This is a genomic window from Tardiphaga sp. 215_C5_N2_1, from assembly GCF_052076055.1.
Taxonomy (GTDB): Bacteria; Pseudomonadota; Alphaproteobacteria; order Rhizobiales; family Xanthobacteraceae; genus Tardiphaga; species Tardiphaga robiniae.
Window position 1 is genome coordinate 4143682 of sequence record NZ_CP197240.1, and the last position, 15604, is coordinate 4159285.

General features: G+C 61.3%; 16 protein-coding genes. 6 read left to right on the plus strand and 10 right to left on the minus strand.

Annotation, left to right across the window (positions count from 1 at the left end; genetic code table 11):
- Positions 1–85: 85 nt before the first annotated feature.
- Positions 86–1270, minus strand: a complete 1185-nt coding sequence (locus tag AB7828_RS19680) for an acyl-CoA dehydrogenase family protein (RefSeq protein ID WP_441230957.1) — start codon at positions 1268–1270, stop codon at positions 86–88.
- 172 nt (positions 1271–1442) lie between these two features.
- Between AB7828_RS19680 and AB7828_RS19685 the strand changes: the two genes are divergently transcribed.
- Together AB7828_RS19685 and AB7828_RS19690 are read left to right on the plus strand one after the other, a co-directional pair.
- Positions 1443–1988, plus strand: a complete 546-nt coding sequence (locus AB7828_RS19685) for a carboxymuconolactone decarboxylase family protein (RefSeq protein WP_441230958.1) — start codon at positions 1443–1445, stop codon at positions 1986–1988.
- Between the two features lie 139 nt (positions 1989–2127).
- Positions 2128–2625 carry a VOC family protein gene (locus AB7828_RS19690; protein ID WP_441230959.1) on the plus strand — a complete coding sequence of 166 codons (498 nt, stop codon included), beginning with the start codon at positions 2128–2130 and terminating at the stop codon, positions 2623–2625.
- A 95-nt stretch (positions 2626–2720) separates the two neighbouring features.
- On the opposite strand, the gene AB7828_RS19695 is transcribed toward AB7828_RS19690, so the two are convergent.
- Positions 2721–3986, minus strand: coding sequence for an MFS transporter (locus AB7828_RS19695; RefSeq protein WP_441230960.1), 1266 nt, complete (start codon positions 3984–3986; stop codon positions 2721–2723).
- A 214-nt stretch (positions 3987–4200) separates the two neighbouring features.
- Between AB7828_RS19695 and AB7828_RS19700 the strand changes: the two genes are divergently transcribed.
- Positions 4201–4755, plus strand: coding sequence for an ActR/PrrA/RegA family redox response regulator transcription factor (locus tag AB7828_RS19700; protein WP_089263491.1), 555 nt, complete (start codon positions 4201–4203; stop codon positions 4753–4755).
- Between the two features lie 14 nt (positions 4756–4769).
- Here AB7828_RS19700 and AB7828_RS19705 read toward each other — a convergent pair whose 3' ends face one another.
- Positions 4770–5264 carry an MmcB family DNA repair protein gene (locus AB7828_RS19705; RefSeq protein WP_441230961.1) on the minus strand — a complete coding sequence of 165 codons (495 nt, stop codon included), beginning with the start codon at positions 5262–5264 and terminating at the stop codon, positions 4770–4772.
- A gap of 147 nt (positions 5265–5411) precedes the next feature.
- On the opposite strand from AB7828_RS19705, the gene AB7828_RS19710 reads away from it, so the two are divergent.
- The 3 genes from AB7828_RS19710 to AB7828_RS19720 all read left to right on the plus strand — a co-directional run bounded on the left by AB7828_RS19710 (position 5412) and on the right by AB7828_RS19720 (position 7788).
- Positions 5412–6536 carry a vWA domain-containing protein gene (locus AB7828_RS19710; RefSeq protein WP_441230962.1) on the plus strand — a complete coding sequence of 375 codons (1125 nt, stop codon included), beginning with the start codon at positions 5412–5414 and terminating at the stop codon, positions 6534–6536.
- Between the two features lie 249 nt (positions 6537–6785).
- Complete coding sequence (locus AB7828_RS19715; protein WP_441230963.1) at positions 6786–7454, plus strand: MBL fold metallo-hydrolase; 669 nt, start codon at positions 6786–6788, stop codon at positions 7452–7454.
- 7 nt (positions 7455–7461) lie between these two features.
- Positions 7462–7788, plus strand: a complete 327-nt coding sequence (locus AB7828_RS19720; RefSeq protein WP_089263487.1) for a hypothetical protein — start codon at positions 7462–7464, stop codon at positions 7786–7788.
- 5 nt (positions 7789–7793) lie between these two features.
- Here AB7828_RS19720 and AB7828_RS19725 read toward each other — a convergent pair whose 3' ends face one another.
- From AB7828_RS19725 to chrA, 7 genes are all read right to left on the minus strand, one after another.
- Positions 7794–8045, minus strand: coding sequence for a hypothetical protein (locus AB7828_RS19725; RefSeq protein WP_093757625.1), 252 nt, complete (start codon positions 8043–8045; stop codon positions 7794–7796).
- 65 nt (positions 8046–8110) lie between these two features.
- A complete protein-coding gene (locus AB7828_RS19730; protein WP_441230964.1) occupies positions 8111–9082 on the minus strand; it encodes an acyl-CoA desaturase in 972 nt (323 codons plus the stop codon).
- Between the two features lie 166 nt (positions 9083–9248).
- Entirely contained in the window at positions 9249–9668 is a 420-nt protein-coding gene (locus tag AB7828_RS19735; RefSeq protein WP_068730422.1) for a DUF1236 domain-containing protein, read from the minus strand.
- Positions 9669–9863: 195 nt separating this feature from the next.
- Entirely contained in the window at positions 9864–12353 is a 2490-nt protein-coding gene (locus AB7828_RS19740) for a PAS domain-containing protein (RefSeq protein WP_441230965.1), read from the minus strand.
- Positions 12354–12452: 99 nt separating this feature from the next.
- Positions 12453–13640 carry an extracellular catalytic domain type 1 short-chain-length polyhydroxyalkanoate depolymerase gene (locus tag AB7828_RS19745; protein WP_441230966.1) on the minus strand — a complete coding sequence of 396 codons (1188 nt, stop codon included), beginning with the start codon at positions 13638–13640 and terminating at the stop codon, positions 12453–12455.
- A gap of 212 nt (positions 13641–13852) precedes the next feature.
- Positions 13853–14101 (minus strand): hypothetical protein, encoded by a 249-nt coding sequence (locus tag AB7828_RS19750; protein WP_093757628.1) that lies wholly within the window; start codon positions 14099–14101, stop codon positions 13853–13855.
- A 105-nt stretch (positions 14102–14206) separates the two neighbouring features.
- Positions 14207–15604, minus strand: a complete 1398-nt coding sequence (gene chrA, locus AB7828_RS19755) for a chromate efflux transporter (RefSeq protein ID WP_441230967.1) — start codon at positions 15602–15604, stop codon at positions 14207–14209.

The following is a 15604-nucleotide window of genomic DNA, read 5'->3' on the forward strand; positions in this document are numbered from 1 at the left end:
CCGTCTCGAACCATGAGATGGAGTGCACCACCATCCTTCGAGACGCGGCCTTCGGCCACTCCTCAGGATGAGGGCAGAGTGAAATTCACGCCCCCGGCAAATCCAGAATGCGTTTGGCAACGATCCCCAGCATCACCTCGCTGGTGCCGCCTTCGATCGAATTCGCCTTGGTGCGCAGCCACGCACGCGGACGTGCGCCTTCTTGCGAGCGCTGGCTTTCCCATTCCAGTGCATCGATGCCGCCCGATGACATCAGGATTTCATGGCGGCGCTTGTTGAGTTCGGTGCCGTAATATTTCATCGCCGACGAAAACGCCGGATGCGCCTGACCGGCTTTCGCCAGATCGACCGCGCGCTCTGCCGCACAGGCCAATGCGGCCTCGTCGACTTCGAAACTTGCGATCTGCCCGCGCAGCATCGCATCGTCGAGGCGGCCCTGTTCGTCCGCCCCGATGGAGTCGGCAGCGACCTGGCCAAGCGGCCGGCCAGCACCGCGCTCGCCCATGCCGGAGATCATCGCGCGCTCGTGCTGCAACAGGTATTTTGCCACGTCCCAGCCGCGATCGACGGTGCCGAGCACATGCGACTTCGGCACGCGGACATTGTCGAAGAAGGTCTCGCAGAACGGCGACTTGCCGGAGATCAAAAGGATCGGCTTGGTGGAGACACCCTTCGACGTCATATCGAACAGGATGAAGCTGATGCCATCATGCTTCTTGCCGGACGCATCAGTGCGTACCAGACAGAAGATCCAGTCGGCGTAGTTCGCATAAGACGTCCAGATCTTCTGGCCGGTGATGAGATAGTCATCGCCGTCGCTCTCGGCGCGGGTCTGCAACGAGGCCAGATCGGAGCCGGCATTGGGCTCGGAATAGCCCTGGCACCAGCGGATCAGGCCCGCGGCGATCTTCGGCAGATGCTCCTGCTTCTGGGCGTCGGTGCCATATTTCAGCAGCGCCGGCCCGAGCATGGAAATGCCGAACGACACCAGCGGCAGACGGGCCGAGATCGCAGCCATTTCCTGGCGCAGAATCTTCGTCTGTTCGCCGTCGAGGCCGCCGCCGCCATATTCCTTTGGCCAATGCGGCACGGTCCAGCCCTTGTCGCGCATCCGTTCGAACCAGATCCGCTGCGGCTCGGATGAGTACTTCGCATTGCGACCGCCCCAGAACGTATCCTCGTCCGAGCTCATCGGCTTGCGCATCTCCGGCGGGCAATTGGCCTCGAGCCAGGCGCGCGTCTCGCCGCGAAATTGATCGAGATCCGACATCAACGTTTCCATCCATTTTGTGCGCGGGATGCCGAGCATCCGCAATGTTGTTGGGCGAAGCTTACTCGCCACTTCGTGGAATTCAATGGCCTGCTGCAAAGCGGAAGTAGTCAGGCTCGCCATTCCGGTGTATCGCCAGAGAACAACGAGCAAAAACACACGAGGAAACAACATGCGTCTCAAGTGGCTTTCGCCTGGCGAAATGTCTCCCGACCAGAAGTCCATCTATGACGAGTCGATCGCCAGCAAGCGCGGACGCCCGCCGGAGCCGATGATGGCCTGGCTCGCCAGCCCGAACATGGCCCGGCACGCGACCCGCCTCGGCGCGTTTCTGCGCTACGACACCACGCTGACACCCGCGCATGCCGAGCTGGCGATCCTCGTCACCGCGCGGCACTGGACCGCGCATTTCGAATGGTATGCGCACAAGAAGATGGCACTCGATGGCGGCCTCGATCCCGCCATCATCGAAGACATCAAGAACCGTCGCACGCCTAGTTTCAGCGAGAAGAAGGCGCGGGTGATCTATGACGTCGCCCGGTCGCTGCACGAGGCGCAGGGCCTGTCCAAGCCGCTCTATGACGAAGCCACCGAGACGCTGGGCCCCCAGGGCCTCGTCGAGATCATCGGCCTGTGCGGCTACTACACCATGGTCTCGATGACGCTGAACACCTACGAGTTCGGCCTGCCAGACGGGCTGGTCTCGGAACTTGCGTAGGCGATGCCCCTATGGGTAAAGCGCCGCGAGACCCATCAATCCAATTCCCGGAAACGATGGGTTTCGCGAAGACGCTCTACCGATCCTTCGATCCCGTGACTAGATCGTCTTGAGCATCACGCAACTCAGGAGCTCCCACATGCCCGACCCAACCCCGCCAATCCCCGCAGGCACGCGGATCGGGCATGTTCATCTGAAGGTTGCCGATCTGGATCGCGCGCTCGGTTTTTACCGCGATGTGCTCGGCTTCCAGGTCAAGCAGCGCTATGGCGATCAGGCTGTCTTCATCGCCGCCGGCGATTACCATCACCACATCGGCCTGAACACCTGGGAGAGCAAAGGCGGCCAGCCGCCGGCGCCCGGCACGACAGGTCTTTTCCATACCGCGATCCTGTATCCCACCCGCGCCGCATTGGCCGACGCGTTGCACCGCCTGCTCTCGGCCGGCATACAGCTTGACGGCGCCAGCGACCACGGCGTCAGCGAGGCGCTGTATCTGCGCGACCCCGACCAGAACGGCGTCGAACTGTATTGGGATCGGCCGGAGGCGGAGTGGCCACGGAATGGCGATGGCGGGATTGCGATGTTTACCAGGCGGCTGGATGTTGAGGAGCTGCTGAAGCAGCGGCAGACATAAACTCAGTCCTCATCCTGAGGAGCCGCGCCCCTTCGCGCGGCGTCTCGAAGGATGTGCCAAGCAGCTCATAGTTCGAAACGGCGCTACGCGCCTCCTCACCATGAGGTTAGAGCTTTGCTCTTCCGCCCCCGCACCATGATCAACACTGCCGCGGCCACCTGCAACGCCATGCAGACATAAAACGGCACGGCGTAACTGCCCGAGAGATCGCGCAGCCAGCCGACGATGCCCGGACCGAAAGCGTAAGTGACCTGCGTCGCCGCCGTGATCAGGCTAACCAGCACCCCGAACGAGCGTGCGGCAAATTCGCGCTGCACGATCAGCGCCGGCAGCGTGATCAGATTTCCAACCGAAAAGCCGAACAACGCGCAGGCAAAGAACACCAGCGCCTCATTGCGCGAATTGATAATGATCGCAAGCGCCGTCGCCTGGCTGAGAAACGACAGCGCCGATGCCAGCCGCTGATTGAGCCGGTCGATCACTGTCGAGAACAGCACGCGGCCAACCACCGCCATCAGCGTCAGCAGCGATACCGCGGCTGCCGCGCGCTCGCGGCCGATCACCGGATCGAGAAACGAGATCAGGTGCACGATGAAGCCGACCTGCGCAAACAATCCGAACGCAAAAGCAATGGTGAGCGTCAGGAACGCCACGTCGCGCATCGCCTCCGCGCGAATCCGTGTCGACGATGGCGCGCTGGCCGTAGCGGCAACACCGTCCGGTGTGGCGGATGCTGCGCGATGCGGCGGATGGCCGACGAAGATGATGATCACCGGGACGAGCAGCACAAGCATCGCGATCGCTGCTGCGATAGTCGCGCCGCCAAAGCCGAAGGCATTGCTCGCCGCGACCAGTAAAGGCACGCCGACGATGCCGCCGAAACTCGCGCCATTCAGCGCAAAGCTGATGGCCATGCCGCGCTTCTTGTCGAACCACAGACCAAGCGTGTTGGTGATCGCGCCGAGACTGGTGCCGGCCCAGCCGAAGGCGAGCAGCACGTTCACTGCATAGAGCTGCCAGGGCGACGTGATCTGTCCGAGCAGGATCGTGGCGAAGGCCATCACCCCGACACCGGCCAGCAAACAGTTGCGCGGCCCGAGCGCGCGCATTGCTTCACTCACGAATGCGACGAGCAACGCGCCAACGAGATAGAAAAACGTGGTCGCCGTCGCGATGGTCGAGGCCGGCCAGCCATGCACGCGCTGAAGTTCCGCGAGATACACGCTCTGGCCATAGAAACCGAGCGCCCAGCCGAATGTCGCGAGCAGGAAACAAACACCGACGATACGCCAGCCGTCGTAACGAGCGGATGTCTCGTCATTTACCTCGGGCTTCTTCGGCCCAGTCGGAGTCGCGTCCATTCCGGATCTGCTTTCATTACGTTTCGTCCATCATGCTGCTCTGCGACAACACGCCGCGCTGATGTACCACCGTGATTAGAATTAACCACCCGTTTTACGGGCCAAAACGCTTTTGGATTAACTTCACAATCAAGCCATTCAAATCTTCACACCCTTGGCAGCTGCATTCGGCAGCGCCATATGGTATCGTATTGGATATGGAGGATTTTGAACCGTGAATGCGCTCGCCGAAGTGACTGAACAGACCGACCGCTCGCTCCTGATCGTGGAGGACGACAAGCCGTTTCTGGAGCGTCTTTCGCGTGCAATGGAAACGCGCGGCTTCACGGTCACGTCCTGCGACTCCGTTTCCGAAGGTCTTGCCCAGATCAGCAAGTCAGCACCCGCTTTTGCCGTAGTCGATCTTCGTCTCGGTGACGGCAACGGCCTCGATGTCGTGTCGGCGCTGAAGCAACAGCGTCCCGATGCGCGCGCCATCGTGCTCACCGGCTATGGCAACATCGCCACCGCCGTGACAGCAGTGAAGATGGGTGCCGTCGACTATCTGTCGAAGCCGGCCGACGCCGATGACGTTGTTGCAGCGCTGCTTGCGATCGACAATGACAAGTCCGAACTGCCGAACAACCCGATGTCGGCCGACCGCGTGCGCTGGGAGCACATCCAGCGCATCTATGAGATGTGCAACCGCAACGTCTCGGAAACCGCACGTCGCCTGAATATGCATCGCCGTACGCTGCAGCGCATTCTCGCCAAGCGCGCGCCGCGTTGAGCCTTCTTTAAAAGCTAGATTTCGTTCGGCAGGGCTGCATGACCTTGAGGGTCGTGCAGCCTGTTCAGTCTGTGCGCCGCGGTCATCGCGAAGCGCAGCATCATGCCCTTGCGCGTCGGCGCCGGCAGACGATGCTCCGGTGCATCGCAATGCACATGCGCGCCATAGGCATCCGCCACGATCAGGCCTGTGTCAGCGGGAAAAATCTCGCAGGGCAGATCCTGCGTGAAGGCAAAGAACAGCCGGTCGCAATGCGCGCGATACTCGGGCCATTTCTGATCAGCCCGCAAATCCTCGATCGATGACTTGATCTCGACAATCCAGACATCGCCGCGTTCGTTCAGCGCAACCAGATCCGCACGCCGTCCGGATGGCAGCGGCAATTCGCTGACGCATGAGAATCCCAGCGACCGCAGCAACCTTGTGGTTCCGCGCACAATCGCCAGCGCCGTCTCCGACTGGCGACGATCGAAAATCAGCGCGGGCGTGTGAACGGCGTTCGATTCCATGGCGACAAACTTAGCCGATTTCGGCGGGGCCGCCCATCACGTCTCCCGCCAGTCTGCCGCACGCATGTCGCAAGCCGGACGCAAGTTTTCCGCAAGCGCAGCGGGCGTGTTCTTTCATCGCAGCAGCCCGGATTACGGAGACATTCCATGAGCTTATCCCATCTCAGTCGCGTCGTCCTGCTCGCGGCTGCCGCAACTTTGCCACAAGCGATTTTCGCGGGTTCCGCACAGGCCAAGCCGACCGTCGAGGTCGCCTTCGTGCTCGACACTACCGGTTCCATGAGCGGCCTGATTGAGGGCGCCAAGCGCAAGATCTGGTCGATCGCGACCACCATCCTTGACAGTAATCCCGACGCCGACATCCGCATGGGCCTCGTCGCCTATCGCGACATCGGCGACGACTACGTGACCAAGACCTTCGACCTCACCACCGACATCCAGGATCTCTATGGCAACCTGCTGCAGGTCCGGGCGCAGGGTGGCGGCGACTGGCCGGAAAGCGTCAACGAGGCGCTCGATGTCGCCGTCAACAAGCTGCAATGGACCAAGGGTAACGATGTCAGGCGTATCGTCTTCCTGGTCGGCGACGCACCGCCGCATATGGATTATCAGCAGGACACGAAATACACGACCACGCTCGAAGTCGCGAAGCAGAAGGACATCATCGTCAACGCTGTTCTGGCAGGCGCTGCCCGCGATACGGAGAAGGTCTGGCGCGACGTTGCCCAGCGCGGCGACGGCCGTTTCATCGCAATCCCGCAGGATGGCGGCCAGATCGTCATCATCGAGACACCCTATGACGAAGAGATCATCATCCTGCAGAACGACATCAACAAGACGGTGATCCCCTACGGCCCGCGCGCGCTGCAGAAGCACACCGAGAACAAAACCCGGCAGCTCTCGGAAGTCGCAGCGGCGGCGCCCGCCTCGGCAACGGATATGGCAAGCTACATCAACAAGCGCGCGAAAGTGTCGTCGGAAGCCGTCACGGGCGGCGGCGATCTTGTCAGCGACGTGTCCGCCGGCAAGCAGAAGCTCGACAGCGTGAAGGAAGATGAATTGCCTGAGACCATTCGCAAATTGTCGCCGCAGCAGCGCGCCGATGAACTCGGCAAGCAGATGAAGGATCGCAAGGCGCTGAACGACAAGCTGACAGCGCTGGTGGCCAAGCGCGATGCCTACCTCATGACCCAGCGCGACAAGGCGCCGGCCAAGGCGTCGTCCTTCGATCGCGAGGTGGAGGCGACGTTGAAGGTGCAGTTGAAGAAGTAGAACGCGGTCGTCCTTTCCCTCCCCTCTCCCCAGCGCAGCGAAGCTGCGCGCCGTGGGAGAGGGTGCCTGAGCGAAGCGAAGGCGGGAGAGGGCCTTGAGCGAGCGCCCCCTCTCCCGTCTCGAACCGCTCTGCGGTTCGATCCACCCTCTCCCACCCGTCGCGGCTGCGCCGCGCCCGGGGGAGAGGGGAAGAAAGAAGCCGCCCAAATTCCCCCTTTTCTCGCCCGCAAAAATCAGCATTGTGGCGCGATGACAGATGAAACCAAACATAAAGCCCAGGCCGGGGGCACCATCATTCCGGTGACCCTGTTTCAGCAGAACTGCATGTTGCTGTGGGATGAGGCCACGCGGCAGGCCGTGGTGATCGATCCCGGCGGCGACGTGCCACTGATCCTGGACGCCATTGCCAAGGCCAATGTGAAGGTCGAACAGATCTGGCTGACCCACGGCCATATCGACCATGTCGGCGGCGCCGACGAGCTGCGCGAAACGCTGAAGGTCGAGATCATCGGCCCGCATGTCGCCGATACGTTCCTGCTCGAACATGTCGAGGACAGCGGCGCGAAGTACGGCATGACGGGCACCCGCAACTTCATTCCTGACCGCTGGCTCAATGAAGGCGACACCGTCAGCGTCGGCGGCCTGACTTTCGACATCTTGCACTGCCCCGGTCATTCGCCTGGGAGCGTCGTGTATTACAGCAAGGCGATGAAATTCGCCCATGTCGGCGACGTGCTATTCGCAGGCTCCATCGGGCGGACCGATTTCCCCGGCGGCAGCCATGAGACATTGATCAATTCGATTACGACCAAGCTGATCCCGCTCGGCGACGATGTCGGGTTCATCTGCGGTCATGGCCCGGGCTCCAGCATCGGCCAGGAGCGCATGACCAACCCGTTCCTCACCGGCCAGGCATAATCCCGCCATGAGCGACGACAGGGCTTCCGGGGAGCAAGGAGCGCTTTCCAAGCACATCCTGCCGAGCTCCGGAACGATGATCGGCGTCTGCGCGACGCTGATCGGACTGGTCAAGATCATGGAGCCGCAGATCGGCCCCAGCCGGGTCGATGAATATTCGGCCATCGCCTCGCTGTTCTTCCTCGCCAGCGCGGTCGCGTCCTACACATCGATGCGGAAGTCGCAAAACCGCCAACTCAGCGAGCGCTGCGAGTCGATTGCCGATCAGTGCTTTCTGGGAGGCCTAGTCGCGATCACGGTAATCATTCTGTTTTTCGCCTACGAAGTCATCTAGCCAGATTAGTCGGCTCGAGCGGGATCGGCCCAGTCTTCGATCTGCGATGCCGCAATGGTGCGCTTGGGTTGATATGGATTGAGTGTGCCGGCTGTAGCGGTCCAGCCTTTGGCCAGGATTTCCCGGGCGAACAGTTTTGCATCGATTTCGGATTTGAAGGTCCTGGTCGTACGCACACCGTTTGTCGCACGAGTGTCGGACTTCACGGATTTGTCGGGGCCAAACGCCACGTACCAGATATCGGGCTTCGTCATCATGGTGTAGTAACGCGAATTGTGACGAAAAGTTGCATCTCGTGTGGCATGCTCGAGCTTGGCAGGCCTTACCTCTTGGTCGTATGCCGCGGCTCGACAATATCCGATACCAGGCCGAGCTTCTCCAGCAGGCGGATCGTCAGATAGGTGGTATCGAACTCCCACCAGCGATGGCCATGGCGCGCGGAGCGCTGATCGGCGTGATGGTTGTTATGCCAGCCCTCGCCATGGGCGAGGTAGCCAATGAACAGATTATTGCGGCTGTCCTCATCGGTCGCGTAGTTGCGATAGCCCCAGATGTGGGTGACCGAGTTGACCGCCCAGGTCTGATGCCAGACGAAGACGGTTCGCACGAAGACCGCCCAGATGACGATGCTCAAAGCGAACTGCACGGCCTCGGCCCATGAGCCGCCCCACAGCAGTTTGCCGGCCAGGCCCGCAAAGAAGAAGACGTTGATCTGGATGAGCAGGATCTTCAGCTGCCAGAGATTGCGCTCCAGCGCGACATAGAACGGATCGCGCAGGACGTCCTTGGCATATCGTTCATAGATGCCGAGGCGGGACAGGTCCGGGTTCTTCACCAGCAGCCAGCCCATATGGCCCCAGAAGAAGCTGGCAAGCGGGCTGTGTGGGTCCGGCTGCTCGTCGGACTTCTCGTGATGACGGCGATGGATGGCAACCCAGCGCGCCGGCGTATCCTCGGCGCAGCAGATCGCCACGACAACGAAAGCGTGCTCCAGCCATTTCGGACACTTGAAACCACGATGCGTCAGCAACCGGTGATAACCGATATTGATGCCGATGAGGCCGAACAACCGCGCTGCGATGACCGTCACAATCACCGCTGTCCAGTTGAAGAACATCGGCATCAGCGCGAGTAGTGCGAGTGCGTGAAAGGTGGCGATGGTGAGCGTGTTGAGCCAGTCGATGCGATAGGGCTGCACGCCGTCCGGCAAAGCGAGACCTGTCTCGGTACGATCGGCAAGGGGAATGTCCAGTGCGATGGCAGGGGCGATCTGATCGCGATTGCTGGTGGCCATCGTTCTCCGCATCCGGGCGATTGATCGCCGCGTGGTGCTCGTGTGATTCCCCGGCACTTCTCTACGCGAGAACATCGGCGCTGACTACAGATACGCCGCAGGCCATAGATGGAACAAAACGGGCCGCCTGAAGGCGGCCCGTTCGAAAAGTCATTTATTGATCGGCTTAATCGATCACTTCCACGATGCGATGGGTGCGCGGCTCGACGAGAACCGTGCGACCATTGACCACGGTGTAGCGGTATTCACGGGCGGAATTGTATTCTGCCGGAACCTCGTAATAGGTCACGCCGCTCTCAGGCAGCACGGCACCGACACGAACTTCGTTGCTATAGGTGTAGGATGGGCGACGCTGTTCCACGACATAGCTGCGGAACCGCGGACGATCGTCGACACCGAGCACGCCGGCTACACCGCCGACAACACCACCGATGGTGCCGCCTACGATAGCGCCCACAGGACCAGCTGCGCGCTCGCCATCGCGCGCACCACGCTCAATGCCTCCGGGGACACCCTGAGCCTGAGCAACGGCGGGAAGAGCCATCATGGCGACGATGGCAGCGGTTCCAAGAAGACGGCGGATCATGATGATCTCCAGTTTTGATTGATCGGTATTGCGCCGATACAAGCTCGCGGCCGCACAATGGTTCCGGCGATTGAACTGTTAGAACCTGCGCATCGAGGCTGAAATATCTGGAGAGATATGGAACCGGAGGGCTACGCCTTTTATTCTGACGCGTTTTCTAGACGCGAACCGGTATCCACTTCGCTTGAAAACGCTTTAGCTCGTGACCATCGCGCGGATGCGTCGCAGGAAATGATCGAGGTCGAACGGCTTGGTGATCATCTCCATCCCAGGCAGCAGAAAGCCTTTCGCCATAACGACGCTTTCGGAATAACCGGTGATGAACAGGATCTTCAAGTCCGGCCGCGCCTCGCGCGCTTGATCGGCAAGCTGACGGCCGTTCATGCCGGGCAGCCCGATATCGGTGACCAGCAGATCGATATTCGGCGTCTCGCGCAGGACCCGCAAGCCCGACGGACCATCAACTGCCTCGAGCACGCGATAGCCTTCGTCCCGCAACATATCGACGATGACAGAGCGCACCACCGGCTCATCCTCGACCACCAGCAGGGTTTCGCTTGCGGCCACATGCTGATCGCCCTTCAGCGGGGGCGCATCCTGTGCGGCAGCGTCTCCCTCATGGCGCGGGAGATACAATTTCACGGTCGTCCCGATATCGAGCCTGCTGTCGATGCTGACATGTCCATTGGATTGACGCGCGAAGCCGTAGATCATCGATAGGCCAAGACCCGTGCCCTGCCCGATCGGCTTTGTCGTGAAGAACGGATCGAAGGCGCGCGTCACGACCTCCGGGCTCATGCCGGTTCCGCTGTCGCTGACGCTGATGCAGATATAGTCGCCGGGCGTCAGAGCCGGCGCATTGGCATTGATGGCATCGACGCGCACATTCTGTGTCGCGATCTTCAGGTGCCCACCATCAGGCATCGCGTCCCGCGCATTGATCGCCAGATTGAGCAACGCGCTCTCCAACTGGTTCGGATCGCACAGCGTGCACCACAAATCGGGCGCCGCCGCGATATCGAGATCCAGCGTCTCGCCGATGGTCCGGCGCAACAGATCCTCCAGCGAGACGATCAGCATATTGGCATCGACGCTTTTCGGAATCAGCGGTTGCCGCCGCGCGAAGGCCAGCAACCGGTGCGTCAGCGCAGCCGCACGATTGGCCGAGGTCATCGCAGCGTCGATATAGCGCGCGATATTGTCGGTGCGACCCTGACCGAGCCGTGTCTGCATCAGGTCGAGCGAGCCGACGATGCCGGTGAGCAGGTTGTTGAAGTCATGCGCGATGCCGCCGGTGAGCTGACCGACAGCCTCCATCTTCTGCGACTGTCGCAGCGCCTCTTCAGTGTTTTTAAGGCGCTCGGCGGCAGCCTTCTCGGCTGTGACATCGCGCGCCACGCAATAGATCTGGTTCTGATCCGGCACCGCCGTCCAGGACAGCCAGCGATAGGAGCCATCCTTGTGGCGAAGGCGATTCTCGAAGCGGATCGTCGGCTCGCCGGCAGCAAGCTTATCGACCTCGGCCATCGTCCTGGCCTGATCCTCGGGATGCTCGAGCCAGCGCGAGGTCTTGTTGAGCAGCTCGGCCTCGCTCCAGCCGAGCGTGCGCGTCCAGGCCGGATTGACGGTGCGCCAGACGCCATCATGGTCGGCGACCATCAGGAGATCCTGCGACACGCTCCAGATCCGGTCGCGCTCACGCGTCTTGTCGCGCACGCGCTGTTCCAGCGTCTCATTGAGGTCTGCTAGTTTTGCCGCGAGCTGACGCGCCTCATCCTCGCTCTTGCGCAGCGCCTGCTCTGCCAGCACCTGATCGGTGACGTCGGTATGCGCACCGACCAGCCGCAGCGGCTTTCCCGCGTCGTCGCGCTCGATATAGGACCGCACCGAAATCCAGCGGGTCTGGCCATCGCTGGGGCGAATGATGCGATACTGCACAGTATAGTCGCGCACGCCGCTTTTCACAGCGTCGCGAAACTTCTGCTCCGTCGCCTCGCGATCCTCGGGGTGGATGCGACGCACCCAATCTTCGTGCGACTCGTTGGCTGCTTCCGGCGGCAAACCATGAACGATCAGATATTCGGGCGATCGACGATTGCGGAAGCCGGTACGCAGATCGACTTCGAGACCACCGATCTGGCCGATCTGCTGCACGCGCGCAAGCTCTGCTTCTCGCTCGCGCAAGACAATGGTCGCTTCATGATCCCGGGTGACATCGCGGCAAACCACCAGCACGCCGCCGACGCCGTCATCCAGATCGAGCGGACTGTAGCTGTAGGTCCAATAGCTGTGTTCGAGCTTGCCATTGCGCGTCATGGGGATCAGCTGGTTTTCGTGCCAGGTGGCACCGCCGCCACTCATCACCTGCGCGATCTGCGGGCCGATGATGGGCCAGATCTCATGCCAGAATTCACGGCCACGCGCGCCCAGCCCTGCGTGATGCTGTCGTGCATCCATGGTCAGCGCATAGGCGTCATTATAGAACTGGATGAGGTCCGGTCCCCACCAGATGAACATCGGGTGGTTGGTATTCAGAACGATCCGGATCGCGGTGCGCAGACTCTGCGGCCAGGTGTCCGGTGCTCCGATCGGATGCGATGCCCAATCGTAAGCGCGCATCAACGCCCCCATCTCGCCTCCACCGGCGAGAAAGTCGGGCGAATTCGGTCGATGGGCATCCAACATGCGCGGGCAATCGGTACGCAAGACCAGTCTGACGTATCTTGAGAACTTAGCGCCCTGTCAGACCTGGCGCAAATCGGCGCCGATCACGCCTGTTACTTGTCAGGGTGACTTGATGAGACCGGCAGCCGTGAGGGCACGAGTAATGGCACCGTTGATATCGATAGACCGCCGTCCTACGGGATCGCGGCGCGCGGCGCGTCGATCGCCTGACGTGCGCGGCTTTTGCGTCACCGATGAGACAGTGGCATCCGCCGGAGCCGCTGGTTCCACGGCTGCAGCTTCGACATTGCGCGGAGCAAGCTGCCGAGTAAGGCCGAAGAACTGCGCGATATGATACGAGGATGAGATGCCGACTTCGAGCAGGAAGGCACCGGCCGCGCCATAGGGCTCGTCCTGTCCGGCAATCGCCAGCGGCGTGCCATGCGCCATGTCGGTGATCGTGTAGGATTCCACGACGGTTTCACCGTCCTTGTTCCACCACACCTCGCGCGGATAGCCGTCGACATCCACGGCGGACATCGGTGCGGGCGGCAGGCCGTGAAGGTCGAGCCATTGCTTGACGATCTCGCCGGCATTGGCCGGATTGACGGTGCGATCGGCACTACCATGCCAGACGGACACTTTCGGCCACTCACCGGTATGCGGCGATGCCTTGCGCACGAGGTTGCCGAGATCGTTCGCGGCACGCGGCGCCGCGCGATACATACCGCTAAGCGCTTCCTGCATGGTGGTGGCGATACCGTAAGGCAGGCCTGCGATGATGGCACCAGCAGCAAACACGTCGGGATAGGTCGCGAGCATCACCGAGGTCATCGCGCCGCCGGCCGACAAACCCGTAACGAAGATACGCTTGCGATCCACATCGTGGTCCACGGCCATCTGCTCGATCATCTCACGGATCGAGAGCGCCTCGCCGCTGTCGCGCGCGATGTCATCGGCATTGAACCAGTTGAAGCAGGTGTTGCCATTATTGGATGACTTCTGCTCGGGCATCAGCAGCGCGAAACCATAGCGCTCGGCGAGAGCAGACCAGCCCGTGCCATTGTCATAGCCCGCAGCGTTCTGGGTGCATCCGTGCAGCACGACGACCAATGCCGGATTTGCTGCCAGCGTGGCGGGCACGTAACTGAACATACGGAGGTCGCCGGGATTGCTGCCGAAACCCGTTGATTCGCTGATCGGACTCAAACCTGCCGACGCACGGCCGCGCGCCAACCCCTGCAACGTATTGATTCCGGGCGGTTTCGGGAGATTGCGGAGGAAATCGATATTATCGGCAAGAGACACGGCAGCTCCTAGGTCGTCAGGCTTATACAACAGTACCAACGACATATGGTTGCTGCACTGCAAAATAAAACAAATACGGTTTCAATATACCTATCAACGAAACGAGAGGCGCCACGGACGCTTCCGAAATTACCTATATTGCAAAGGAAGCCCCGCAGGGCCGGCCATAACATGGCCACGCCATACGGGGCGAGTCGGGGAGAGATGACGAGTTATTGTTTCATCTCGTTCTTCATCATCTTGTCTTTCTTCATGCCGTCCTTGTGCATGGAATCCTTCTTCGCGCTATTTTTCGACATTCCCTGGGTGCCCGTGGCCTTGGTCTCGCCTTCCTTCGCCGTCGTGCCGGTGCCCATCTTGGTCGAATCCTGGCCGGACGGGCCGGTCGCCTGGGCAAAGGCTGCGAACGGAGTAGCGCCGATGGCCGTGGCGCAGATCGCAACAAGAATGGTTTTCCGCATGGTCAGCTCCTGTTGAGTGAACGGCCTTCAACGCGACGTGGTTCGAAACGTTCCTGTTCCGTCGGCCGTCAATTACCGGTTCCGCACACGGTTTCGCGATTGACGTCACACCAGACCGACGATGTGCAAAAGCACGCCCGCGCCTGCACAAGCCAACAGGATCTGCAGCAAACCAATCCTCAGATAGAAGACCCCAAGCAGCGCCGCGACCGACAGCGCGACAGCCCATCCATTGACGCTCTGCAGAACCGGCATGTCGAAGCTGAGTCCGAGCGTGCGAACAGGTTTCACCTCCCGAAACATCGTGTGGATGGCGAACCATATCGCCAGGTTGAGGATGACGCCGACCACTGCGGCGGTAATCGCCGCCAGCGCGGCGCTCAGCGCGCGGTTGCCACGAAGAGTTTCGACGAACGGCGCCCCGAGGAAAATCCAGAGAAAGCACGGCGCAAAGGTCACCCAGGTCGCGAGCAATCCACCAAGCGTGCCCGCCAGCAGCGGCGGCAACATCCCCGGTGCGCGGAAGGCGGCCATGAAGCCCACGAATTGCAGCACCATGATCAACGGACCAGGCGTGGTTTCGGCCATGCCAAGGCCATCGAGCATCTCACCCGGCTTCAGCCATGCGTAGTGATCGACGGCCTGCTGCGCGACATAAGCGAGAACCGCATAGGCACCGCCAAAGGTGACCATCGCCATCTTGGAGAAGAAAACGGCAATCTGGCTGAACACATCATTGCTGCCGAACGCCACGAGCAGCACAGCGACGGGCGTAAGCCACAGCACCAGCCAGACGACCGCAACGGTGAGCGACTGCCGTACACTCGGCCGGGCATGGAGAGGAAGTTGATCTCCGAGCAAACTATCAGCGTCGCCGCCGCCTGATGACCCGTGGCCCGCACTCACCGTGAAGGCCGACAGACCGGCCCGACCGCCGAGGAAGCCAATCGCTGCCGCACCGAAAACAATCACCGGGAATGGCACGTCGAGAAAGAAGATCGCGAGAAAGGCGATGGCCGCCAGCGCGCGCATCACATCGTTCTTCAGTGCACGACTACCGACTCGCACCACCGCCTGCAGCACGATCGCGAGCACTGCGGCCTTCAGGCCGAAGAACAGCGCCGCGACGATGCCGACATTACCGAATGCAGCGTAAATCCAGCTCAGCACCATGATGCAGATCGCACCGGGAAGGATGAACAGCCCACCGGCCATCAGCCCGCCAGCGGTCCGGTGCATCAGCCAGCCGATATAGGTCGCAAGCTGCTGCGCCTCCGGGCCCGGCAACAGCATGCAATAGTTCAGTGCATGCAGAAACCGGCTCTCCGACACCCAGCGCTTCTCATCGACGAGGATGCGATGCATCACCGCGATCTGCCCGGCCGGACCGCCGAAGGAAAGCAACGCGATCCGGAGCCACACCGAAAATGCCTCCGAGAAGGAAACGCCGTGGGTCTGCGGCTCGGGAATGGCTGGCGGTGTGACCGAAGTTGCTTCCGCCAT

Bases quoted from the DNA above. Each gene is read 5' to 3' on its own strand.
- AB7828_RS19680 (WP_441230957.1), bottom strand. From the start codon at position 1,270: ATGTCGGATCTCGATCAATTTCGCGGCGAGACGCGCGCCTGGCTCGAG.
- AB7828_RS19685 (WP_441230958.1), top strand. From the start codon at position 1,443: ATGCGTCTCAAGTGGCTTTCGCCTGGCGAAATGTCTCCCGACCAGAAG.
- AB7828_RS19690 (WP_441230959.1), top strand. From the start codon at position 2,128: ATGCCCGACCCAACCCCGCCAATCCCCGCAGGCACGCGGATCGGGCAT.
- AB7828_RS19695 (WP_441230960.1), bottom strand. From the start codon at position 3,986: ATGGACGCGACTCCGACTGGGCCGAAGAAGCCCGAGGTAAATGACGAG.
- AB7828_RS19705 (WP_441230961.1), bottom strand. From the start codon at position 5,264: ATGGAATCGAACGCCGTTCACACGCCCGCGCTGATTTTCGATCGTCGC.
- AB7828_RS19710 (WP_441230962.1), top strand. From the start codon at position 5,412: ATGAGCTTATCCCATCTCAGTCGCGTCGTCCTGCTCGCGGCTGCCGCA.
- AB7828_RS19715 (WP_441230963.1), top strand. From the start codon at position 6,786: ATGACAGATGAAACCAAACATAAAGCCCAGGCCGGGGGCACCATCATT.
- AB7828_RS19720 (WP_089263487.1), top strand. From the start codon at position 7,462: ATGAGCGACGACAGGGCTTCCGGGGAGCAAGGAGCGCTTTCCAAGCAC.
- AB7828_RS19725 (WP_093757625.1), bottom strand. From the start codon at position 8,045: ATGATGACGAAGCCCGATATCTGGTACGTGGCGTTTGGCCCCGACAAA.
- AB7828_RS19730 (WP_441230964.1), bottom strand. From the start codon at position 9,082: ATGGCCACCAGCAATCGCGATCAGATCGCCCCTGCCATCGCACTGGAC.
- AB7828_RS19735 (WP_068730422.1), bottom strand. From the start codon at position 9,668: ATGATCCGCCGTCTTCTTGGAACCGCTGCCATCGTCGCCATGATGGCT.
- AB7828_RS19740 (WP_441230965.1), bottom strand. From the start codon at position 12,353: ATGTTGGATGCCCATCGACCGAATTCGCCCGACTTTCTCGCCGGTGGA.
- AB7828_RS19750 (WP_093757628.1), bottom strand. From the start codon at position 14,101: ATGCGGAAAACCATTCTTGTTGCGATCTGCGCCACGGCCATCGGCGCT.
- chrA (WP_441230967.1), bottom strand. From the start codon at position 15,604: ATGGCGGAAGCAACTTCGGTCACACCGCCAGCCATTCCCGAGCCGCAG.